This is a genomic window from Verrucomicrobiota bacterium (assembly GCA_039192515.1).
In the GTDB taxonomy this organism is placed as follows: domain Bacteria; phylum Verrucomicrobiota; class Verrucomicrobiia; order Methylacidiphilales; family JBCCWR01; genus JBCCWR01.
Genome location: JBCCXA010000014.1, coordinates 41883 through 66967, shown reverse-complemented (window position 1 = coordinate 66967; position 25085 = coordinate 41883). Strand labels below are relative to the sequence as shown.

Annotated in this window: 16 protein-coding genes and 1 tRNA gene; 10 read left to right on the top strand and 7 right to left on the bottom strand. The window is 41.7% G+C overall.

From position 1 onward, the window contains the following. Positions 1–18 precede the first annotated feature (18 nt). Both pfkA and AAGA18_08055 read right to left on the bottom strand, forming a co-directional pair. Positions 19–1017: a 6-phosphofructokinase gene (pfkA, locus tag AAGA18_08060; protein MEM9445295.1), complete on the bottom strand. Its 999-nt coding sequence runs from the start codon at positions 1015–1017 to the stop codon at positions 19–21. Positions 1018–1130: 113 nt separating this feature from the next. Then, positions 1131–2543, bottom strand: a complete 1413-nt coding sequence (locus AAGA18_08055; GenBank protein ID MEM9445294.1) for an aspartate aminotransferase family protein — start codon at positions 2541–2543, stop codon at positions 1131–1133. A 400-nt stretch (positions 2544–2943) separates the two neighbouring features. Between AAGA18_08055 and AAGA18_08050 the strand changes: the two genes are divergently transcribed. Then, positions 2944–3531 carry a hypothetical protein gene (locus AAGA18_08050; GenBank protein MEM9445293.1) on the top strand — a complete coding sequence of 196 codons (588 nt, stop codon included), beginning with the start codon at positions 2944–2946 and terminating at the stop codon, positions 3529–3531. 33 nt (positions 3532–3564) lie between these two features. Here the strand turns inward: AAGA18_08050 and proS are convergent, their stop codons facing one another. After that, complete coding sequence (proS, locus tag AAGA18_08045) at positions 3565–5100, bottom strand: proline--tRNA ligase (GenBank protein MEM9445292.1); 1536 nt, start codon at positions 5098–5100, stop codon at positions 3565–3567. A 118-nt stretch (positions 5101–5218) separates the two neighbouring features. Beyond that, a tRNA-Leu gene (locus tag AAGA18_08040) sits at positions 5219–5305 on the bottom strand. Between the two features lie 488 nt (positions 5306–5793). Here AAGA18_08040 and AAGA18_08035 point away from each other — a divergent pair. From AAGA18_08035 to AAGA18_08005, 7 genes are all read left to right on the top strand, one after another. Then, positions 5794–7215 (top strand): 3' terminal RNA ribose 2'-O-methyltransferase Hen1, encoded by a 1422-nt coding sequence (locus tag AAGA18_08035; GenBank protein ID MEM9445291.1) that lies wholly within the window; start codon positions 5794–5796, stop codon positions 7213–7215. Further along, complete coding sequence (locus tag AAGA18_08030; protein ID MEM9445290.1) at positions 7205–9763, top strand: polynucleotide kinase-phosphatase; 2559 nt, start codon at positions 7205–7207, stop codon at positions 9761–9763. Before AAGA18_08035 ends, AAGA18_08030 begins: the two co-directional genes overlap by 11 nt. 12 nt (positions 9764–9775) lie before the next feature. Next, positions 9776–10627 carry a hypothetical protein gene (locus AAGA18_08025; protein MEM9445289.1) on the top strand — a complete coding sequence of 284 codons (852 nt, stop codon included), beginning with the start codon at positions 9776–9778 and terminating at the stop codon, positions 10625–10627. 237 nt (positions 10628–10864) lie between these two features. After that, positions 10865–11647, top strand: a complete 783-nt coding sequence (locus tag AAGA18_08020; GenBank protein MEM9445288.1) for a mechanosensitive ion channel domain-containing protein — start codon at positions 10865–10867, stop codon at positions 11645–11647. 220 nt (positions 11648–11867) lie between these two features. Next, positions 11868–12329: a DUF2147 domain-containing protein gene (locus AAGA18_08015; GenBank protein ID MEM9445287.1), complete on the top strand. Its 462-nt coding sequence runs from the start codon at positions 11868–11870 to the stop codon at positions 12327–12329. 584 nt (positions 12330–12913) lie between these two features. Continuing rightward, positions 12914–13447: an NAD(P)H-dependent oxidoreductase gene (locus tag AAGA18_08010; protein ID MEM9445286.1), complete on the top strand. Its 534-nt coding sequence runs from the start codon at positions 12914–12916 to the stop codon at positions 13445–13447. Between the two features lie 204 nt (positions 13448–13651). Beyond that, on the top strand, positions 13652–14398 hold the full coding sequence (locus tag AAGA18_08005; GenBank protein ID MEM9445285.1) for an SDR family oxidoreductase: 747 nt from the start codon (positions 13652–13654) through the stop codon (positions 14396–14398). Between the two features lie 201 nt (positions 14399–14599). Here AAGA18_08005 and AAGA18_08000 read toward each other — a convergent pair whose 3' ends face one another. Further along, a complete protein-coding gene (locus AAGA18_08000; protein MEM9445284.1) occupies positions 14600–15115 on the bottom strand; it encodes a hypothetical protein in 516 nt (171 codons plus the stop codon). Further along, positions 15049–18546, bottom strand: a complete 3498-nt coding sequence (locus AAGA18_07995; protein ID MEM9445283.1) for a hypothetical protein — start codon at positions 18544–18546, stop codon at positions 15049–15051. Before AAGA18_07995 ends, AAGA18_08000 begins: the two co-directional genes overlap by 67 nt. Positions 18547–18826: 280 nt before the next feature. Between AAGA18_07995 and AAGA18_07990 the strand changes: the two genes are divergently transcribed. After that, the gene (locus tag AAGA18_07990; GenBank protein ID MEM9445282.1) at positions 18827–20185 is read left to right on the top strand and encodes an alginate export family protein; all 1359 of its coding nucleotides are present in this window, start codon (positions 18827–18829) and stop codon (positions 20183–20185) included. Positions 20186–20517: 332 nt separating this feature from the next. On the opposite strand, the gene AAGA18_07985 is transcribed toward AAGA18_07990, so the two are convergent. Then, positions 20518–21045 (bottom strand): peroxiredoxin-like family protein, encoded by a 528-nt coding sequence (locus tag AAGA18_07985; protein MEM9445281.1) that lies wholly within the window; start codon positions 21043–21045, stop codon positions 20518–20520. Between the two features lie 415 nt (positions 21046–21460). Between AAGA18_07985 and AAGA18_07980 the strand changes: the two genes are divergently transcribed. After that, on the top strand, positions 21461–25036 hold the full coding sequence (locus AAGA18_07980; protein MEM9445280.1) for a hypothetical protein: 3576 nt from the start codon (positions 21461–21463) through the stop codon (positions 25034–25036). Positions 25037–25085 lie beyond the last annotated feature (49 nt).

The window sequence follows — 25085 nt, the reverse complement described above, 5'->3', positions numbered from 1 at the left end:
CACCTACCAGGTTGCCTTCTAGAGTTCTACTGGATCACCAATTTCTACCCCAATGTTTCTGGCCAAGCGTATGGCGTCGGCAGGTAGAGTTTTCTTTCGTCCTAGAATATGCTCAAAATCGCGGAGCTGCATTTTTCCTTGAGATAGGGCAACCATACATCCGGTTTCTCCATGTTGGAGTGCCAGAACTGCCATTTCACCCATACGACTCGCCAAAAGCCGGTCAAAGTGAGTAGGTGCTCCACCTCGCTGAACATGGCCAAGAACTGTGAGACGAACTTCCAGCTTAATACGGTTTTCTCCTAGCTGAAGCATACGGTCAACAAATTCTTGCCCGCCACAGACTCCTTCAGCTACGACCACCACTGCATTATTGTGTTTCCGCTGCACGCGTCTTTCAAGACTGGCGAGAATTTTGTCCATATTCACACGATACTCCGGAATAACTGCAACCTGAGAGCCAGTCGTGATAGAAGACATAAGTGCCAGATACCCAGAACGCCTACCCATGACTTCAATCACAAAGCAGCGCTTATGAGAGGCTGCTGTCATTTTAGTCATATCTACCAAGGAGATAATAGTGTTCAGACATGTATCTACTCCTATAGCCATGTCGGTTCCGTAAAGATCATTATCTATAGTTCCCGGTAGACCAATAACAGGAAAGCCAAGGTTATGGAGGCATTGAGCTCCCGTTAAAGAACCGTCTCCCCCGATAACAATCAGAGCATGAATATCTTGCTCACGTAGAATTTTGAGAGCTTCTTGCTGTCCTTCCTGACTTCGGAATTCTTTACATCGACTTGTTCCAAGAAAAGTACCTGCGTCTCGAATTTTTCCACTTACTTCTAGTATATCTAATGGGATAAATTCACGATCAAAGATGCCTTGATAGCCGTTCAAAATCCCTAAGACCTTAATATTTTGGTTAATAGCTGTGCGTGTAATGGAACGAATGGCAGGATTCATTCCTGGGGAATCTCCACCAGAGGTCAGTATGGCAATTTTTTTAAGCATATGTCTTTTAGTTCAAGAATTCCCAGTAACGAATAATGGGATTCAAATCGGTTTAGGGTGAATGCTGAAAAGTGGCAAGAAAAAGAGACACTCAAATTAATTCTCTGAGATTTTTATGCCGAGACAGTCTCTTTCTCTGATTTATAGCCTGATTTCACAGCAGCGGTAACCAAATTTTTACCGAATGACCATATCGGGCCTGTCATATTTGAAAGACTTTGTAAAACGGATTCGAATGAATTGATAAAGTGTTCCATTTCTTTATCACTGATGATCAAGGGCGGCAAAATTTTTAGGACATCCATATTATGACCTGCTACTTGCGTAAGAATACGATGTTTTTCAAGAAGAGGTGAGACAATCATCTGGGCAAATAAGCCTTTATCAACAGCATGAACAGCTTTCCACGCCAGTTTCATTTTGAGTGAAGAGGGCTCTTGGAATTCAATGGCTATCATGAGCCCTTTGCCTCTGACCTCTTTAATAATGTCATATTTAGCCTGAAGCTCCTTTAAGCGACTGATCATTTCATTACCCCGCTTAGCTGCATTCTGGCAGAGATTTTCATCATCAAGTACGTGTAAGGTAGCAAGCCCACAAGCCATTGCTAGATTATTACGACCGAATGTTGTAGAGTGAGCTACACAACGATCCATCCTAGAAAACATACTTTGGTATATTTCTCTGCGCATAACAATAGCTGCTGCAGGAACGTAACCTCCACTGAGCGCTTTGGCTAAAGTAATGATATCAGGCTCAAGATCCCAATGCTGAAAGCCAAAGAGTTTACCTGTTCTGCCAAGTCCTGTTTGAACTTCGTCACTTATGAATAAGGTACCGTACTTGTGGCAGAGTTCTTGAGCTCGAGGATAGTAAATTTCATTGGAGCTATGAACACCTTTACCTTGAACAGGTTCTACAATAAAAGCCGCCACATCTTGTTTCATCAATTGGCTTTCAAGTGCTCCCAGATTATTAAGCGGAACGAAATCAACATCACCCAAGAAGGGGCCAACTTGTTCTCTAAAGTTGCCGGCGTGGGTAATAGAAAGTGCTCCATATGTCAACCCGTGGTAGGATCCTTTGAGCGCGATGACTTTTGAGCGTCCTGTATAGGTCCTCGCAAATTTCAGTGCCCCTTCAACAGATTCAGTTCCCGAGTTAGCAAAAAATACAGCGTCTAGTAACGGTCCAGTTCGCTTTACTATGGCTTCCGCCAATAGACCGGACAAGAGAGCGCAGTCCATTTGAACCATATTCGGCAGATCCATATGCAGGACATCTTGGATGGCTTGCTTTACTGTGGGGTGATTGCGTCCTATATTATATACTCCGTACCCGCTGAGAAAGTCTAAGTATTCTTGACCATCCATGTCATAAAGATAGGAACCCCTAGCTTTTGCATAGACTTTGTCGAAGCCAATGGTGCGTTGAACTTTTACAAGAGTAGAATTCACATAACGATCGTGCAGATCGTAGTTTTCACCCTGCCGCGAAGTAATTGTGTCCTTTAAATTGAATGACATATATAGGATTAAAGCGGACCAAACCGCCAATGAGTTAAGGAAACGGTGTTCTAGAAACGTGGAACTAGATAATTCCAATTATTTAATGAAACTAAAAGTAATGAGATTATGGTGACAGCTAGCACAGGTATCAGAATTCCTGCTACGGTTGCAAATATATTAAATCTATTAGGTAAACCTTCACTCATGCGAATACATTAAGTCTATAGTCGGCCATAATCAAATAAGATTCAAAGAAATTTACTTGGAAATTCTTCCTTTTATGCATATTCAAAAAAGCATTAAGTAAAAATGAGTTGCAAAATGAGAAAAAATTACTAATTTACAGCTAAATTAACTGAGACGTGGATATTTTTTTGTTATATCGATAAGTCTTAGCGAATCGAGAAGGGTTAAAAAAATGTTTAAATTATATAAATTACTTCTGTGTTTAACCATAATAGTTGTATCTGCATTAGAATCTCATGCAGGCATCACTGATGCTCTAGTGGATATTGATGTGCAGAAAAGGGTTTTAAAAAGAAACAAAGAAAAATTTCAAAAAAAGAGTTATGGCAAAGGGTATAAAACGACCGAAGAAATGCAGATTACAGTTGTTATCAAAAACACAACTAGAGATGAGTTGAAGAATCTTAGGATAGTGGCATTTCCAATTGCAGAAAGAAACGAATGGACAAGCAATGATCGTGATATAGATCTTTATATTACAGCTATTGAGCGCGAAGATATAGATTCTCTAATGGGTTACAAAGAGGAGATACTCGTTTTTCAACAACAGTTTGAAGCGTGGGAGACTAAAAAAGGTAATGTTCTGTGGAGAGGCGGTACCAGCTATGGTGGAGTAGGCGTGAAGGTCTTCCATAATGGGGAACTCATAGAGGACAAAATTTCCGGATCTATTGCCCGAAGCTCCGCTCTAAAGCTGATGGATTCTGTTAGCTATGATGAAGGCGAGAGAAAGAGCTCAACAAAGAAGAAAAAGTCCTAGTATTCTTTTTGATTTTAGCCTTTAGATGGAAGCTTAATAAGCCTTTGCAAAAATGACTGGCTGGGCGCTTGCTTCTCCGGTGAAGATACATTTGCCAGGTTCTGTAGGGAAATCGGGGTTATCTTTAAAAGGAATACAACGAATGGTGACTTTTAAGTCATTCTTGATTTGTTCTTCTACCTCACTTGAACCATTCCAGTGCGCTACAGCAAATCCTCCATGAATTTCAGGCTTATCCTTCTTCTTCGGAGTAAAGTATTCATAAAACTCCTCTTTGCTTTCAATCATATGTGTATGGACTTTGCGGAATTCCAGAGCTCTTTGATAAATGTTATTTTGTATCTCTTCTAGTAAAGAGGATGCTTGCGTGACAAATTGAGAAGTAGAGTAAGACTTTTTATCTTTGATTTCTTTATCACGCCTCGCAGTAAATACGGATTGAGATGCTAAATCTCGAGGGCCAATTTCTACACGGATGGGGATGCCTTTCTTGATAGCATTCCAAGATCGAGTGCTGCCCGTGGAGTCAGTATCATCAATTTCCACTCGAATCGACTCTCCATGGAAACATTGCTCTTTCAGTGTTTCTTTGAGTTTTTCGCAAGCCTCTAAAATGATTTTTTGATCTTCAGGTTTTGGTATGATGGGGATAATGACTATTTGAGTAGGTGCTATCTTTGGAGGTAGTATGAGGCCGTTGTCATCAGAGTGTGCCATAATCAGGGTTCCAATTAGTCGAGTGCTTACTCCCCAGCTCGTAGTCCATGCAAATTCACTATTACCACTGCGTCCACTAAACTGAATGCCTGCTGTTTTAGAAAAATTTTGACCCAAGAAATGGGAAGTTCCAGCTTGCACGGCTTTACGATCTTGCACCATCGCTTCGATGCAAAGCGTGTCGAGTGCTCCTGGAAAACGTTCGCCAGCACTCTTCCGACCGGCAATCACAGGTAGCGCTAGATACTCACGAGCAAAAGTTTCATAAACGCCAAGCATTTTCTCAGTTTCTTCTATAGCCTCTCCCTCGGTTTCGTGAGCGGTATGACCTTCTTGCCAAAGAAATTCTGCGGTGCGTAAAAAGATGCGAGGGCGCATTTCCCAGCGAACAACATTGGCCCATTGATTGAGTAGAATAGGGAGGTCACGATAAGACTGTACCCACCGAGCATAAGCCGCTCCAATGATAGTTTCTGAGGTAGGGCGCACAACTAAAGGCTCTGTTAGTGGCCCAGCTGGTGCGAGCTTGCCTTCCGAGTTAGCTTCCAAGCGGTGATGCGTGACAACTGCACATTCTTTGGCAAAGCCTTCAACATGTTCTGCCTCTTTCTCGAGATAACTCAAAGGAATAAAGAGGGGGAAATAGGCATTGCGGTGGCCGGTCTCTTTAAACATTTGGTCCAAGTTAATCTGAATATTCTCCCAGATTCCGTAGCCCCAGGGCTTAATGATCATACAACCCCGGACCTCTGAATTTTCTGCCATATCAGAGGCGATGATGATTTGTTGATACCATTCTGGAAAATCTTGATCCCTGTGCGGGTTGATTGCAGTTTTACTAGCCTTGGCCATAAGGGATAAGATTCTAGAGGAAGAAAAACGGAGTTAGAAGCAAGAAGTTTGAATAATACTCAAAAGAAAGGTTAGTCTTTGCTAGAGAGCCAGGGCTGAGCAATTGACCATTTAGGATTGGTACCGATGCTCGGGGTCGAACCGAGACTCCCCGAAGGGAACTGGATTTTGAATCCAGCGCGTCTGCCAATTCCGCCACATCGGCTTCGATAGTAGAGTTTGCGATACTGCAAAAGCTGGCTCAGCATGGCAAGCACAATCTATGAATGTAAAATTTTACAAGACTTGTCTTATCGTTTAGAAATTTGAGTCCTGAACCAATCTATGATAGCTAGAGATAAAGAAACACTCATAGAGGCTCAAAGGAAAATTCGATTGTGGAAAGAACGTTCATGAATTCACACAATGAAGTTTGTTTCATGCAAGAGTAGCTTGCAGACGCTATATCTAATAGCTGCCTATAATCTACAAGAGCTTGAAATATGTGATTACAATTCCACTTTGACTCTAATTCTGAGGTTCGAAAAAACCGAAATGCTTCTCAAGATTAAATGGTAAGAAATGTGCTGAGATACAGAACTCTCTTTTCGATTTTTAAACATGACTGCAGAGTAAGGTGTCTTGTAATTTTTACTCTGTTTTAATCCAAAATGCGTTGGTAATATTATTCCTCTCTAGAAAGGCATGTATTGAATGTTATTAACAATTACAGCGAAGGGCTTAATGGCCGAGGACTTGGGATATCTGGTCCATAAGCATCCGGATAAGGTACAGACTTTTTCTTTAAATGTGGGGAAAGCACATGTGTTTTATCCTATAGTTGAGCCAGAGCTCTGCACGCTTGCTCTCCTCCTAGAAGTAGATCCAGTTGGATTAGTTCGCAAGAACAGAGGCCCAGCAGGTAATCACCGAATCTTAGAGCAATACGTAAATGATCGTCCGTATGTTGCTTCATCTTTCATAAGCGTGGCTATTGCAGAGTTGTTCGGCAGAACTATGTCTGGCAAGTGTAAAGATAAGCCTGAGCTAGTCGATTATGAGATGGATTTTACTGCAAATATCGCAGCTCTACCATGTAGAAGAGGTGGAGAAGCATTTCTATTAAAGTTATTTGAGCCGCTTGGATATGGTGTCAAAGCACAAATAAATCTCCTAGATGAGAGATTTCCAGAGTGGGGTGACAGTTCTTTGTATACTATAGAACTCACAAGAACCTGTACTATCAAAGAGCTCCTAGGTCATTTATATATCCTTATCCCAGTTCTGGATAACGACAAGCATTATTGGGTAGGACTAGATGAAGTTGAGAAGCTGATGAAAAAGGGTGAAGGATGGTTATCAGCTCATCCTGAGAAGGAAATTATCGTTCATAGGTACTTAAAGTATCAGAAAAGATTGGCCAATCAGGCATTGTCACAGCTTTTTGAAGAAGACTTGTCTGATGTAGAAGAGAAATTACAGGAGAGTGCTCAGGAAGAATCTCATTTTGAAGATAAGATCAGCCTAAATGAACAAAGAATCGGAGCAGTGGTATCAGCTCTCAAAAGCTTTAATGCTAAAAGGGTGCTCGATCTTGGGTGTGGTGAAGGCCAATTGATTAAACATCTCCTGAAAGAGAAAGAGTTTAATGAGATTGTAGGTATGGACGTTTCCCACCAGAGCTTAGAGAGGGCCTCTGATAGGCTAAAGATAGACCGCATGCCAGATAAGCAGAAAGAGCGCATACGCCTAATCCAAGGATCCTTGATGTACAGAGACAAAAGACTTTCTGGATTTGATGCGGCTGCGGTAGTCGAAGTCATTGAACACTTGGATACTCCAAGGTTAAAGGCATTTGAAAGAGTGTTGTTCGAATATGCATGTCCTCAATCTGTCGTTATGACAACTCCAAATAGCGAGTACAACGTCAAGTTTGAGAAGCTTCCTGCTGGACAATTTAGGCATCGCGACCATCGCTTTGAATGGACTCGTAAAGAGTTTCAAGTCTGGTCAAATGATGTTGCGGACCGTTACAAATACCAAGTTAGATTTTTACCTGTTGGACCGGTAGATGATGAGTTTGGGGCGCCTACCCAAATGGCGATTTTTATAAAGGATTTTGAAAATGAAGCTTAATGTTCCTGAGCTCTCGCTTGTCGTCTTAGTTGGAACATCAGGTTCTGGAAAATCTACTTTTGCGAAAAAACACTTTAAATTTACAGAGGTTTTGTCTTCAGACTATTGTCGTGGATTGGTTTCTGATGATGAGAACGATCAGAAGGCTACAGGAGATGCTTTTGAGGTGCTGCATTTCATTGCCTCAAAAAGATTGGCTTCTGGCAAGCTAACTGTTGTCGATGCGACCAATGTTCAGCAAGAGGCTCGCAAGCCACTAGTGGCTTTAGCTAGGGAATATCATGTGATTCCCACAGCAATCGTTTTGAATCTCCCTGAAAAGCTTTGCCAGGAAAGAAACAAGAGCAGGAGTGATAGAAATTTTGGTCAACATGTAATCAGGCAGCAAAAGCAGCAATTGAGGCGCTCTTTGAGAAGCTTGAAGCGTGAAGGGTTTCGCCACATTCATGTCTTATCTTCAGAAGAAGATATAGAAGGGGCCGAGATTGATAGACAGCAGCTATGGAATAATCGAAAATTTGAGCATGGCCCATTCGACATCATTGGAGATATACATGGCTGCTTTGATGAGTTAATGGAGCTTGTAGTTGAGCTTGGATACCAACCTAATGGTGATGGCATCTATGAGCACAAGGAAAATAGAAAACTAGTTTTTCTTGGAGACCTAGTAGATAGAGGTCCAAAGACTCCTGAAGTCGTTCAGTTTGTTAAGCAAATGGTTGAGGCTGAGAAAGCTTTATGTGTGCCAGGCAACCATGATATCAAGTTCATGAGAAAAATGAAGGGTAAGAATGTTCAAATTATCCATGGACTGGGAGCCACTTTGGAGCAATTTGAAGCCTATGATAAAGAGCATGAAGGCTACAGTAAGATAGCAGCAGAGTTCATGGATTCTCTTGTAAGCCACTATGTCCTAGATGATGGCAATTTAGTCGTGGCGCATGCAGGAATGAAAGAGGCTTTTCAAGGACGTGGTTCAGGAAAAGTTCGAGAGTTTGCTCTCTACGGTGAAACTACTGGAGAGACAGATGAGTTTGGTTTGCCAGTTCGTTATAATTGGGCAGCGGAGTATCGTGGCCAAGCAATGGTAGTTTACGGACACACTCCAGTTCCAGATCCTGAGTGGTTAAACAGAACGATATGTATTGATACAGGCTGTGTTTTTGGTGGAAAGCTTACGGCTCTTCGTTATCCAGAAAGAGAATTTGTATCAGTGCCAGCAAAACAGACTTATAGTCAGGCAGCGCGACCATTTCTAGAGGAAGACCAAAAAGCTCCCGCCTTGAATAGCCAGCAAGAGCATGATGACCTCTTAGATTTGTCAGATGTAACAGGTAAGAGATTCATATCTACGCGACTACAGCATAATGTAACCATTCGAGGAGAGAAAAGTATTGCGGCGTTAGAGGTGATGAGCCGCTTTGCTGCTAATCCTAAATGGATCATCTACCTACCTCCTACGATGTCTGCTTCTGAAACTTCACAAAAGGATAACTATTTGGAATATCCAGAGGAAGCATTCGCATACTATCGTGAACGAGGTATTCCAAAGATTGTGTGCGAAGAAAAGCATATGGGATCAAGGGCCATTCTCATTGTTTGCAGAGATGAGGAAGTAGCTAAAAAGCGGTTTGGTGTTATCGGTGAAGGAATTGGTGTTTGTTATACAAGGACTGGACGACAGTTTTTTGATAATAGGGAACTAGAAACTAAGATGCTTGAGTATGTGAACCAAGCCTTAACAAAATCGGGTTTCTGGGATGACTTTAATACAGATTGGGTTTGCTTGGATTGTGAGCTCATGCCCTGGTCAGCTAAGGCTCAGGAGCTTCTTAGAGTGCAATATGCTGCTGTAGGCTGTGCTTCTAAAGCTAGCTTCTCTTTAACCTTGGATACCTTAAGGCAAACTAAGGAGCGCAGACCAGAAATAGAATCCCTACTGAAGCGATATGAAGACAAGGCTGATTTAGCGGCCAAGTTCGTGGAAGCCTATGGACGCTACTGTTGGACTACCAAATCTATGAAAGATTATAAGCTAGCTCCTTTCCATATTTTGGCTACAGAAGGTCATGTTCATGTGGATAAGAACCATATTTGGCATATGGAGAATATTGCCAAGGTTTGTGAAGCTGCAGAGAGTATTTTATTAGCAACACCCTTTAAAGAAATTGATCTGACCGTTAACAGCAATCAAACGGAGGGAATTAAATGGTGGGAGGAGCTTACAGCTAAGGGTGGAGAAGGCATGGTCATTAAACCCTTAGAATTTATAGCAATAGGAAAACGTGGTTTGCTGCAACCAGCTTTAAAGTGTCGAGGCCAAGAATACTTGCGTATCATCTACGGTCCTGAGTACACACTCCAGGAGAATTTGCAAAGGTTGAGGCAAAGAGGCTTGTCGTCAAAGAGATCCTTGGCTTTGAGGGAATTTGCGCTTGGCGTTGAGGCTCTTGAGAGATTTGTCAGAAGAGAACCTTTAAGGAGAGTTCACGAATGCATATTTGGTGTGCTCGCTCTAGAAAGCGAGCCTGTTGATCCGAGGTTATGACGGACTATTGACATGAAAAAAAAGACCTTTCCTCCAAGATTACATGCTATATTTGCCACAAATTCTGATGAAGCAATTGTGATCAGACGCGGCCTATCAAAATATGTTTGTACAATTGGTTGGGATAGGAAGAAAGACGAGTTCAAGGTCGGTCAATGGTTGCATGGCAGAATCTACGAAAGGAGAAGCGATCTTTCTCCAGATGGCAAATACTTCATATACTTTGCCATGAATGGAAAATGGGATAGTGAAATGCAGGGATCTTGGAGTGCTATTTCCTTTTATCCATACCTAAAAGCTTTTCAGATATGGGCTAAAGGAGATTGTTGGTTTGGTGGAGGAATCTTTGTAGCAAAAGATATATACTGGCTTAATGATGATCCACCAGTTTTTAGACATCAGCTTAAGCAGCAAAGAAGCTTATTAAAACGGACTGATACTTTTCCTTGGCATGAGAGCTATGGAGGCGAGTGTCAAGGAGTTTACTTTATCAGACTTCAACGAACAGGTTGGAATCTAGTGGATAAGATTGAGAGTGGTAATTTAGAGGTTACCACTATTTTTGAGAAGGAACTGAAAAGAGGATGGGTACTACGAAAGTTTGCTAGAGCTGGTCTAGGTACATCTAAAAGTAAAGCGTGCTATTATGACGAGCATGAACTGGAGAATCATGAAAAAGGAATCAGATTAAATTACAAAGATTGGGAATGGGCTGATTATGATAAGGTTCAAAGAAGGATATGTTGCGCTACAGAAGGCAAATTATATTATGCAAAGCTAAACAGTCATGAATTAACTGAGGTGAAAGAACTTTATGATTTCACAGATATGAAATTTCAGGCAATAGATGCTCCCTACTTTTAAACAGCATCTAAAGATTTTGTAAGGTTACTGGCCTGATATAAACAGTTCAAGAGAATGCTATGTTTAGCTAACTAGAAGAAGGTTGTCACATAAATCCGCATTGAAAAAGATCTCTTATTCATATAAATCATATGGGTGGAAAGAGATTTTTTCAGTATAGCAAAGGCTGTTTTAAGCCAGAGTATTTATACCTCAGCAGATACAAATATAACCATAGGCTCCTTATTGTTAGGTATAATGATACTCATCATATCTATTCCCCTATCAAGTATTATTGAGAAAAGGATAGCAAGGAAATTTCTCGGCCGAACAGGCCTTGGCAAAGGTGGCCAATACGCCATTGGAAAAATTCTTCATTATTTCATCCTGGTTATAGCTCTTTTTCTCTCCATTGAAATAGCAGGTATAGGTCTCACATCTTTGACTCTTTTTGCTGGAGCTGTGGGCGTAGGTCTAGGCTTCGGCCTGCAAAATCTATTCCAGAACTTCATTAGCGGTTTTCTACTTCTTATTGAGCGACCCATCAAGGTTGGTGACTATATCGACTTAGGTAATGTAAATGGAGATGAGCTAGCAGGTAAGGTGGTTAGCATTGGAGTTAGAAGCACCACGATTGTAACCAACGACAATATTTCTGTCATTGTTCCCAATTCAGATTTTATTACTAATCAAGTGACTAACTGGAGCCATAGTGAAGATACAGTTCGATTTCGCATCACTGTCGGTGTTTCCTATAATTCTGACCCAGAAGAAGTTCAGGCTGTCCTATTAGAAGTCGCTGAGGAAAACCCTAATATTCTGAAAGATCCTAAGCCGAAGGTTTTTTTTGATGGGTTTGGCGATAGTTCTTTGAATTTTGAATTAGCTATATGGAACCGAACCCATACATTGCGGCCGAGGTCCTTTAGAAGCGATGTCCGTTATGCTATCCATAAGAAACTTAAAGAAAGAGGAATTGAAATTCCTTATCCGCAGCGTGATATCCATATACGTTCTGGTTTTCTAAACAATAACAATTAATGAGTTAGGTAAGATCCTAACCTCAAAAAAGCTGAGAGTCTACTCGAACTCTTACGTTCTCTAGCCTAAGCTCTTTTTGATTCAGATGGCGATATTTTTATTTGATCACAAAGTCTTCGCGTGTTTGGAAGAGCTATCGAATACCAGACTTTGTGTTCCTTGACCGATATTTCAATTAGTGCAAGCTGATCTCATGAAGTTAATTTGTCGAATATTTCTGATGAATCTCTTACTGGTGACGGTTGCTTCTCACATTAAGGCAAATCCGGCAGAGGGTGTTTATTGGATGCTGATTGATGGTGATGGAAAGCTTGAGGCATCTGTCATAAATGGTGAATTACAAGTCAAAGTGATAGCACTCAAGAAAAGTGCACAGCATATGTTGGATGAAAAAAATCCTGATGAGACATTGAGGGGGCGACCTCTTTTAGGATTAACAGTCATGGAAGGCTTTCGATGGAATGAAAAACAGCAGCATTGGGAAGGAGGAAAAGTATATGATCCAGACAAGGGGATTTTATATGATGGTTATATTTGGTCTGAGCCTAAAACGGGAGCACTGAAAGTAAGAGGATATCTACTGATTGGTTGGTTTGGTAGAACAGAGACCTTTGAGCGAGTAGGGGGAAAGTATCCAAAGGTCAAACAATCTGGAGAGCCTGATTTGGCTTACTCAAGATAGTTTAGAATCATGGTTTTAAATAGTTCTTGCAGCAGAGTTCGGTTAGCATTTTAGCAGTTTCTTTTTTGGACATAGGCATAGCTTTATGTGTAATGAAGTAACCCTCAAAATAAGGTATCAGAAGGCAGGTTATTCTATCAGACAATTTTTTATCTCCCAATAATTCCATAAAATGACCCGAAAGCTTTACAGCATGCATCTATTTGAAAGATCTCTAATCAATAATCACTAATACTATTGACTCTATTAGTAATAGGGTTACTTATAGGTTCATCTACATGAAGGGTGTAAAAATGGTATTGAGATTCCTATGGCGAATTATTATGTCACCAAAAATGCGTGTGCTAAGGCTCCAAAATAAGGAACTCTACTATTGGGGGATGATTCATACTTACCTCAATAAGAGAGTCTCAATTCTTGTGAACAGATCAGGTTTATTCCTCATAGTGGCAATAGCTATCACCTGGCAAAAAAAGGCTGCGGTCTCATACCCTATTAAAACAACAGAAATATCTTTTTTTAAAGAGTCTCTTCTGTGCGCTTTTTAATTAAATTAAAATTGATAATTAACAGGAAAATGGAATATGAAAAAGATACTAATCATTGGCGCCAGTAACAGCATCACATCAATTAATAGGTCTCTAGCAACATTTGCAGGATCTCTTCTTAGTGATACTAAGAAGGTGGTTCTAGATTTGAATGACTATGAGATGCCCATCTATTCACCTGAACGAGAATCTAGTGGTGGTGTTCCTGATTTGGCACAACAGTTGGTTCAGCTCATTGAGTCGAGTGATGGAGTCATCCTGTCTCTAGCTGAGCATAACGGTAGTTATTCGGCGGCCTTTAAAAATATTCTGGATTGGGCTTCCCGTCACAAGCAAAAGCTATGGTCTGAAAAAGCTATGCTTCTGCTTAGCACTTCTCCTGGTCAGAGAGGTGCCAGCACCGTGTTATCAGCAGCAGAAGCAACTTTTCCACACTTAGGAGCTAAGGTAGTTACCACATTTTCTTTACCTTCGTTTCATGAAAACTTTTCTAGGGAGGAGGGAGTCACCGATGCTGAACTTCTCTCCCAGCTTAAATCGGCAGTCACCGAATTCTCAAAAGCACTGTAGAATCTGTATCTCTAATGCCTAGAAAAGTGATTTAGGATAAAATGTTATTTTGGTAATGAGTCATTTATGCGTTAGACTCTATTGGGAGTGGAATTATCCGGCCTTCAGATCCTGTTATGCTGAATATGTCAACAAATCGGAATATTATTTAACGACACTTTACCAGAAGAAATATCAAATTACACATTGTAAGGGAAGTAGAACATGAGCAAGAATATTGAAAATAAAGTTGTGGTCATCACTGGCGGTAGCAGCGGCCTAGGTGAATCTACTGCACGCCATTTAGCAAGATTGGGTGCCAAGGTCATTCTTGGGGCACGTCGAGAGGATAAATTGCAATCAATTGTTAAAGATATAAAAGAGGCTGGAGGCAACGCAGATTATTTTGTGACGGATGTAACCTCGAATAGTGATGTTGCGGCGCTTGTAAACAAAGCTATCGATGTTTTCGATCGTGTAGATGTGATGGTTAATAACGCTGGACTGATGGCTATTTCTCCAATATCAGCACTGCATGTCGACGAATGGGACCGAATGATTGATATCAACATCAAGGGTGTTTTGTATGGTATTGCGGCTGCCTTACCAGCCTTTGAAAAACAGGGAAGTGGACAATTCATTAATATCTCTTCTGTTGCAGGCGTCAAAGTATTTAGCCCCGGTGGAACTATATATAGTGGCACCAAGTTCGCTGTTAGAGCTATAAGTGAGGGATTGCGCCACGAAGTTGGTGGTAAAATACGAACGACATGTATTGAGCCAGGTGCCGTTGATTCCGAACTTAAGCATGGATCGTCTCATGACGAAAGTGCGCAATTCCTAAATGATTTTTATGAGAATAATGCCATTCCAGCGGATTCAGTTGCTCGTGCGATTGCCTATGCAATAGAGCAGCCAGCAGATGTGGATGTTAATGAAATTATTCTCCGACCAACCGTTCAGGATTTTTGAGTAGGGGTGTCTACGTAACGAGGCACTGAGGTGTAAACACCAAGTCCCTTCATAGGATTCATTGCGATAGTATAGCCCTAGGGAATTTTACTTTGAGTTGCTCTGCGACATTTTTCGCTCTTGTGTAGGGATTGGCAGAAGCCACTAGGATCTCAGCTTTTGCTAAAAGAAGCTTTTCTCTGGATTCTTCGAGCTTAGCTTCTATTGCAGTTCTACTGCCAGCATCATGAAGGCTCTATCAAGCAGCGGCTCGGCCGAGCGAAAGGTGACTGTTTCAGTATTGTTCAAATTGTCGATGACACTTTCAACGATTATAGGTTGATCATAGCTAACTAAATCCAAACTGCGAACGTGGTTGTAGACTACTCCAAGCGGTTTATCTGGCCCTATTGGACGAGTATAATCAACTGCAAAATAAAAGTCCCCATCGATCTCTATAAATAGCGGCGTAAAAATATCTGTATGGAACACAAGAGGATTAAGTCCTAGGGCAAAAGCAGTTTTGTTATGGATGCCGTCGCCATTGATATCAGTATCTGGATCGGCATCGCCATCGAGAATTTCTTGAGCGGTGTAATAGAGTTGCTGAAAATTCTCGTAGGTATTGGTATTGGTTGTTCCGATGCCAATAATAATTTGACCGGAATCATTTATAGTTGTGACTGCAGTAAAGCCAACGGGAGCAGTGGAGGAACTGAAGCCATCAAGACCTCCCACTGCTGAGGCAGAGCGCCACTGTAAATGGTGAAGGTATCCCCATTTTCTGGGGCATAACCATTTACGAAATCAACCGTTACAGTTGCCCCTCCTGCTAGGATTGAAGACGCCACCGTTTCCAAGCTATCAAAATCTGATTTAGAGGCAATTTCGATAAATAACTCGGATCCGGAATCTAGGAAAAGCTGGTTGCCCGTTGCAATGGTGATACTACCAATGGAGTTTCCTGGAGAAAGTGTGCCTTGCAAATTGACATCTGAGTTTAGTATACCAGACCCTGAAAGAGTTGACGGTGATGCGATGTTCATATCCCCAGAGGGAGTTAGTGTTCCATTGACAACAGTGGTGCCATTGCCGAGTTGCCCGTATTCTCCATCTACGACAAACTGACTTCCAGAATTAATTTGCACGGTGCCAGTGTTACGAAACTTCTGTCTGATGTGCATCCCGGCCGCTCCTTCGGCAATAAGAGTTCCTAGAGCCGGGTTATCCCACCAGTCGGTACCTGGTACATTAATTTCAAGAGTGCTGGTTTCACTTGTCGCTCGAACTGTTCCATTGTTAATAAAGTCGATGTTGTCGTTCCCCAGCAATCCTGATCCAATGATAGTCATATCATTAATGGTTAGGACTTCTCCACCTACAGCGCCTGTAACGGGCTCATTGATGCGGCCGGAGCCATTATCACCCATGTCAATGATTCCGGTTCCGGTTATCGTATGATCTCCTGGTATGATTAAGAAGGTGGCATTGGAATTTCCGTTAAGCTTGAAGTTGCTGGAACCAACAGTGAAATCACCGAAAAGAGTTAAGGCTTCATTGTTATTAACAGAAAAGTTACCATTCAAAGTGGTGGAGCCAGTATTGGTGATGGTCAAACTGTCGGTGACAACAATCTGTCCCGTACCCGTGGTTTGCAAAGTGCCTGCTGAGATATCGGCTGCCTGCAACTCAACCGTACAACCATCTAGCGCCTCAATGATTCCTCCCGTATTATCAAAAGTTACAGGTGTTCTGATACGCAAGAGCCCGGAAGGGTTGGAGGATCGAAAAGTGCCTGAATTGACAAGACCATTGCCGTTGGTGTCTATGATGATTCCTTCAGTTCCGGTAGCATTGACGAGTGCGTTATTGGTGAATCCCATGTTGTTCAATCCTATTTCCAAGGAGCCTTGAATGGTATTGCCATCATTGATAAATCGAACTGCTCCAGAACCACTGTTGATTCGATTGTTAATAAAATCAGAGAATTGTATCGTACCATTTCCGGTCAAGGTACTGGTTCCATCGATACTTATCGTGGTACTACCTCCGCTGGATTTTACTTCAATTAGACTCGACCCGATATTGAAAGAGCCGTTTAGATTTAAGACAGCAGCATTCTCGACTACAAGATTTCCAGCCAGAGTAGCTCCCGGACCTCCATCCCATTCAAAGGTTCCTGATGGAACTATGAGTTTACCGGTTCCAAATGTCTGTAAAGTTCCGCTGACGATGTCAGCTTGGTCAAACTCGACACTGCTTCCGGTTTGTGCCTGAATGATGCCTCCGTCATTGAAGTAGTCAGTGGCAGATAATCGAAGAATCGCTCCTGATCCCATTGATTCCATCGTCCCGGTATTGGTCATGCCACCAGTATCAGGGTTGATAATGAGTGGTGTGGTGTAGATGGCGCGGATGGTACCCTGATTTTCTAGAGTAAGTTGATTGAGTCCATATTCCCCTGCACCCTCTATGAGGTGATCCATATTGGTAAAGGATGGAGATGATCCACTGCCGGTAATACGGTTTCTCGTCGAATCACTTAAAGTAACAACTCCGCCACCAGATAGTGATACAGGGCCGTCATCACAAATGAATTGGCTCAACAGAGTGTCTGTTGCATTTAAGCTAATGGTGGCAGTGTTAGTATAATTGCCATCGCTTAACAAGGTGAGTTGCGCGTTTGCGTTGATTGTGGTATCTCCATCAAGGGTGACATTTCCCCCTAACACACAACCGGAGGAGATGACAGAAATCGAGCTGCTGGAATCGACATCCAGGTTGCCATCGATATAATCGCCCCCATTTAGTATAAGTGTGGAAGCATTTTCTATTTGCATCTCGCCTCCGCTCACATCAGCCCCCCCGTCTAGCTGCAGAGAACTTCCAATGATCTCAATAAGTCCTTCATCGCCGCTAATAAAATTGAAGTAATCACCGCCCTGAAAAAGAATCCCACCAGAACCAATTGCTCGAATGATTCCGGCATTCTTAAGGTCGGAACTGTTTGGATTGAGGCGTAGGCTGTTGGTGCCATCGACTAAAATAAGAGCAGAGGAACCATTGATGACTCCCATGTTGTTATTAGAGATAATACCAGCGCCAGAAATAGTGTTGTTCAGGTTATTAAGAACGGGAGTGGAGCCCCCACTGTTTATTCGATTGTTGGGATCATCCGATAGAACGATGTTTCCATTGCTCTTCAGCGTGACTGTTCCTTCTATGACTATTTGGTTTAAAGAACCGGTGCCATTCACATGGATGGTATTCGAGTTATCAATGTCTCCGACAAGGGTTAAGTTTTGTACATTTAATACATCGATGGGTGCTTCAATCAGAACATCTCCTGAAGTACTCCCATCGATGGTAGAGCTATCCACGATTTGAAATCTACCAGTCCCTGTGCTAATGAGAGTCCCATCGATCAAAGTAGAACTGTCCAAATTGACTAAGCTGTTATCAAATACCTGGAGACCACCACTGCCTAAATTAGTAATGTCAGTTCCATTAATAAGAAGAATTCCGCCACTGGAAGCTCTCATGATATTTGAATTGGTCATGGCATTCGGGGAAGCATTGACTTGAAGGGTTTCCCCATTGATGTTGGCACTTATAACACCTCCATTTATGAGACCTAATTGGTTATTACCTAATAGCCCATAGCCCTCGATGGTATTGCTAACATTATTGAGAATAGGTGAGGTGCCGTTTCCGTTGATTCTTGCTCGTGTTCCGTCTTCTAATCGGATAGTTCCATTGCCAGTTAGATCAACCGTTCCTCCCCTGACAATAAGCTGCGAGAATGCACCCGCTGATACAACTCGGATAAGTCCTCCGTTATTAATGAAGGAAGTGGTGCCGACGGCATTATCTTGCTCAATGGTAAGATTCACATTGTCATCGATAATAAGCGTGTCAGGATCGATTGCGACATTGCTAAAGAGTTGTAGTGTGTTGATTTCTATATTACCACTGGACCCAGTCAGGGTAACGACTGATTGTTGTCCTTGATTGCTGGCACCATCAATGGTCACACGGTACTCTATGGTTGAATCATTGTCGGGGAAGGCTGCTGTTGTCCAGTTGGCAGCATCTTCCCAATTGGTAGTTAGACCTCTTCCGCCCCAAGTAGCTGTTTCTTCTACTTGTGCTGAAATTTGACTAACCATATTAAAAACAGAACAGCCCAGAATAAAAAGAACAAAACACCTCATGGTTAAAAAGTTACTTTTACGACTAATAGAAAGCGATCCTAATTATCTTACCATATGGCGAAATTGAACCGCATTAGCTTTAATCTGAATGGTATAATTATTCGGTTTGAATCAAAAGGAATGAATCAGGCTACGAAGCGAGAATTATGATTTTATAGTAAAGGAATGATGCTTAACTATTATTTAGTCTCGCGTTATTTATAAGAACTATGAGTGAGCGAGATGGGAGTGTTTAATGAATGATGAAAAAGTTTTTTTAATTGGCTTTTGGTTGAGCGGAATTTTAACACTTAATATTCACGCTGAACCACCAACGATATCCCCATTTCGGTGGCTTGAGGATTATTCTTATCTTTCAGAAAAAGAAACTCTCAATAGCTATGAACAAATTAAATTTTTGCCTTTACAAGGAGATGCTTATCTTTCCTTGGGCGGTTCAGTTCGCGAGCGGTTAAATGTATTCGGAAATGATCGGTTTGGTCTTTTACCAATTGAGGATGACGGAAACATTTTTTTACAAAGAATCCTTTTACATGGAGATTTATATATCAATGAACATTTTCGCACCTTTGTTGAATTTGGTAGCTACTTGAATTTCACCCATGAGATTCAATCGGGTCCCTTTGATGAGAACAACATGGATTTAGCACAAGCATTTGCCGATTTGTCTCTGGCGAATTATCGTCTGCGTGTGGGGCGGCAACATATTTCTTTAGGTTCGGCTCGTCTAGTTTCTTTACGCAATGGACCAAATGTTCGTCAGAATTTTGATGGAATACGTGTGGATAGTGAGATATTTGGAGGGGATATCACGCTTCTTGCCACGTATGAGACTGAGATCAAAAAATATGCCTTTGATGATGACGCTGATTATGATTCAAGTTTATGGGGAGTTTATACTACTTGGGACTATGGGCTAACCAAAGCAGACTTTTACTACCTTGGAACCTACCGGGGAAATAGGGTTTATACACAAGGAAGTGCCAATGAAACCCGGCATTCACTGGGCTCAAGGTTATTTGGCAAGCAAGGAGCCTGGGATTGGAATTATGAGTTTATTTACCAGCTTGGCGATTTTGGAAATGCTGACATAAGTGCGTGGACTGTTGCGACTATCAATGGCTATACATTTGAAAGGCTACCTTGGTCCCCACGTGTCGAACTAAGTATGAACATTGCTAGTGGTGACGATGACCCAAACGATAACGAACTAAACACATTCAATCCTCTTTTTCCAAAGCTACCCTATTTTGAAGAGGCATCCGTATTAGTGCCGCAGAATTTCTTTAATGTGGACCCAGCTGTAACACTGCATCCACTCAAGAGCCTTAGTGTTAAGCTTGATTGGAATTTATTTTGGCGTCTTGAAGATGAGGAGGCAGTCTATTCGAGAGGTCTAAGGCCACTTCCTGGGACGGCAAACCAAAGTGGAAATTTTGTGGCACATGTTCCATCCATTTACATTAAGTACCAATTGAACCGCTATCTGGCATTTGACTTGACATACAGCCATTTCTTCGCAGGTGGAGTGATTACAGATGCTGGAGGTGATGATATTGATTTTGGGATGGTCTCAGTAACCTGGAGTTTTTAATGCGAATGATGCCATAGCGAGTTAAAGGCCTCTGCAAAATCTTGGTCCCAAGAAACATAAAAAAGGAATATAGAAAAATATTAATGACTGCAGCTATTAATAGCACAACGTCTATCAATAGATATCTTGCAAGGCTTAGGGTTGATTCCTCAAAGTGATACAGATGATACTGTACTGACTTGAATGACTATGAAATGCCAATTTTCTCAGTGGAACGTGAATCAAGCTAGTTCAACTCATTGACTCTGCGATGGATTCAGAGAAAAGCATTTGCAGTCGTAGCTTCTATCAGCAGGTATGCAATTTTCAGAGGCTTTATAATAGCTGAATTTTTAGGCCTCGTAAGTTCCACGTATGGGGTAGTCATTATCTTGAATCCATTCAACAGTATCTAGGAGTTCGGATAGGTCGGCACGATTGAAAGGAGTATTAGAAATATCGATTAGTTGAACCTTCCCCTCAGAATTTACAGCAAACATGCCGGGTTCAGCAAAAGGGCGATCAGTTTCATCATTAGATCTTGGCATTGATATGTAGACACCTAATTCTTTCATTTGATCAATTGATAAATCATAGCCCACGGGGAACTTCATCTTAGTCTGTTCCACCATATCTTTTGCCTTTATTTCAGGATCAGCAGAAACAACAACGATCTCTGCTTTCGCTGCCATAAACTTTTCTCTAAGTTCTTCAAGCCTAGCAAGATATTCAACGCAGATAGGACAGTGGCGGCCGCGGTAAATGAAAACTAATTGCCAATTTCCGTTCACTGAAGGTTTCCCTAATGTGAAGGTATCTCCGTTTACCGATTTAAAAGTATAGGCTGGAAGGATCCCCCCTGATTTAAATTTTTTATTCATTCTTTAAATCTCCATTTTCGATCATTTAGCTTGGTGTTCTTTTACTCTTGTATGGCTTTATCTGAATATAAGCAAACTACTATGGTTGTAACGGAACAGTTTCAGTCTTACAACCTATCATTCGATTTTACTCCGAATGATTTATTAGCCCATTGAAAATCTCCATAACAGCTTGATTCCAAGCAAGATAGAGCCATTTAATCGCGTAGGGCGGGGGTATACGCAAGATCTTGGCTCCGAGAAACATGGAATCTGCCGGAAATATTAGATTTGGATACATCTTAGTCGATTCTTCTATTCTTTGTAGTGCAAGGCTTACAGGAGCTAATCTGCAGTGGCAAAAGCTAAAGTTAATCTTTTAAAGTCCGATATCCGAAAAGAATCATTTAATTCATAAAATTGAAAACGGGGCTTTATGAAGGATCAAGAGGAACGCGAAAAGCCATCAGGAAGATGGGACAAGCTCAGAAGATTTTACCAAAAAATTCAAGGTGGTAAGTCTACCAAAGCTGGAATTGCCTTGGTGGGAGTGCTATTTTTAATCGCCTTAGCAGCTATCATGCTAGTGGCATTTGTGAGCACGGCCCGAACTGATCTGGCCGCGACTACTCACTATTCTAAATCGCTGATGGTGGATTTATTGGCTCAAGATGCTCTAAATCAGGTGATATCCGAAACCCTCTATGAGATTGAACAGAACTCTGTGACAAGTTCATCCGACTCTATATCAGAAAGGGCTTTTTATACACCGAAAGAAGACAAAGATTACTCTCCACAGCGAGATGCTCACGCCCTGCAAATGGCTCGTTCGAATATTTTAAACTTACTAAAAACGAGCCGAAGAGGAGTAGAGTTTTTTGAAGGAAGCAATGTAAGTTTAGCAAGCACTGTAAGCACAGATGATCCTTCGCTTAACAATCGAAGGCTTTCAGCGCAAGCTTGGAACACGGCGAGATTACTGACAACTGCTCAAAATCAGCAAACTTTAGCAGACGGGTATCCTGATTGGATTTATGTTGATCGAAATGGTCCAGTTCAACTCGATAAATTTTCCGAAAGGTTATTGAAAAGTGTATTAGGGGATAGGCTCAATCATGGCTATGTCTTGGGGCGTTATGCGTACCGAGTATATGACACCTCTGGTCTTATCAATATCAATGTAGTGGGTGCTCCGGGAAATTTACCAGAGGACCTACAGGCAAAATCAAAGCGAAAGGGAAGCCTAGCCTGGTTAGACCTTTATAACAATCCATTGCCAGGTTATATAGGAGAATCAGATGACCCCATCAGTCTCTTTAATTGGAAGTGGGCATCCGACCTCGCTAAATATGATGACTATATTACGAATTATGGCCAACGCTATGGATATCAGGTAGCACCTCCTACTTCAGAAGGGTATGTAACAAATAGATTCCTAGATCGCACAGACCTCATTTATTATGCCTATTCAGAGACGGCTAGAAATCAGTTTAGCGGTGGAGACCCTGAAGAGTTTTTGACGCATGTCAATACCTTTAGCACGGCAGTAAATAGTCCCGATTGGAAGCCTGTTAACACCCCTGCAGCGAGTCCAGAGGAGATTCATACTTCTCCTAATGACGCAAGGGTGACAAAGCCCTTTACGAGAAGAGATGGAACTGAAGCACAAGTAGGGGAATTATTATTAAAGAGCCGTTTCCCACTCACGATGATTGCTCTGTTTAATGAAGAAAGTGACTTGAGTCAGAGTATGAGCCAAGAAGAGCGTCTTGCAAAAATAAAGGATTACTTTGGTTTGGAGCCAGAGGGACTTAAGTGGACTTATGACGAAGAAGCTGTAGTAGAAGACAGTAGTTTTAGCCCTGATGAAGATGGATTAAGGAGTCGCGAGAGGCTGCTAGCTTTTCAAGAGATTGCCGAGGAGGGACGCGAACCCAACTTCTTTGAAGTGCTTCAAGCTGGTATCTGGCCTGATTCACTGGGACAGATTGCTCAAGATGAAAACCAAGTGCTTGAAAATATATTTAATAATAATTCTACCTTTAGACATCTAAATTCTTTTCTTGATACAGATTCTATTGCCCGTGAGCTATCACGTCACATTTGGCAAATTGGTTTAAATATTATTGACCAATATGATGAAGACAGCGATCCCACAGTCATAGCTCGCAATGATATTACTTCAAATCCTGAAGGACCATCAGGCTCTGGTTTTGCCATTGACCACGACTTGGCAGGGATCGAGAACATACCATATCTCTTTGCTCTGGGACACCACACGACCATTCGTCTTGATGATCAAATTGGGGGAGTCGTTTACGACAGTGTGACACATCCTAGTATAGTGGGTGATTCTGATGGATCAGCTACATATCAGTTACCGGTCAACAGTTCAGCAACCTTTCATTGGACCTTTAATCTGTGGAACCCGCACCGCAATGCCTCTCAATCTCAGGGCGGCGAATACCGATTAAAATTTCATGGCTTATTCAAAAGTGCTGAATTCTATGACCAGTTTATACAAGTCAAATTTACTCCAGAAAGCTGGAGCAACGGCGCACATATTCGAAATGGTGCTGCAGGTGCTGGACAGGGTCCTGATAGCCCTGTTACCGATTTTATTAACTTTACTGTTCTTGATGGAGACTTTGCCGATCCGAGGTTTCTGATAAGAAGTGACGCAAGCTCATTTTCTGATGATGCAAATGGCAATGATGACTACTACGAAGAAGATGGTTCAAACGTATTTGGTTTTTATAAAGGAAAGTTTGAATTGAGTAATTACCAGGTACCAGATAACACCAATTTTGACAATCATAGATTGTACATAGATGCCGAGCAATATCATATTCAACTCGAAAAGCTAGTAAAAGGAAGTTGGCTGCCAGTGCAAACGATCACTGAAATCGGAGGTAACTATAGTTCTTACATTCCCAGGGTATCAAAAGAGCTAAATCACAATAGTAACAACCAGCAGGATTTCAGTAAGAATGGTATCGCCAGGTTATATTCTTTTTTTCCTGACCCCAGAGTTACAAGATTTGGTTTTTTGCACACTGGCACATCTGAACCAGAAAGAGATCTGGGTTTAGATCCTACCGATCATGTTTTGCTAAAGCTTTTAGATTCTGACTCTGGTTCTGATGCCCTTTGTGCTTTTTCGGGCTTCGATAACACGAATGAAGGCAGTTATACTACCTGGGTAAAAACACAGCATTTTGATTGTAAGGCTATGAGTTCTAACAAAGCAAGTGGAGAGCAGTCTTACAGCGACCGGGGTAACTCCAGTCAGATAAGAGCAGCAGATAATCCTAATGCCACTTTTAATTACTCTGATGGCCAAATCATAAGTCGTCCAATTGTATTAAATAGACCATTCACTTCTATTGCAGAGATGAGTTATGCCTGCCGCGATTTACCTTGGAAGACACTCAACCTTTTGAACCATGAAGAAAACCCAGACTCTGCGCAACCTGCAGCAGACGCTGCATTACTCGAGCTCTTTAGTTTAAATGAAGCTAGTGTTAGATCTGATAAAGTGAATCTCAATAAAGCACCAAGGGAAGTTTTAAAAGCTATTGTAGCTAATACAGATGTAGCTCCTATCGAGGGTGAAGACCCTGGGGCAACCATTACAGAGAATGAAGCTGAACAACTCGTCGATGAAATTGAAGATTATCTGGGTCCTAAAGAAAACCCTACCAATATTCTAACAAACTCAGTAGATATTGCCCAAATGCTACAGTCCTTCTCGTCGTATACGAATCGTGATTTGAAAGTTCAAAGAGATGCTCTGCTCTCAGCGCTTTCAGATATTCATAATGCCAGAACCTGGCACTTATTGATTGACGTTATCACACAAAGCGGAAGCTTTACCCCAGCCAGCCGAAACTTGAAAGACTTTCATGTCACAGGACAAAAGCATCTAATTGTACAAGTCGCGATTGACCGCTTAACTGGAGAAGTGATTGACCAAGTCATTGAGCAACCGGTAGAAGAACGTTTTTATTAACAGAGTCCTAAATTCGGTCAAATCAATGATTTTTCTATTGAGTCCCCTT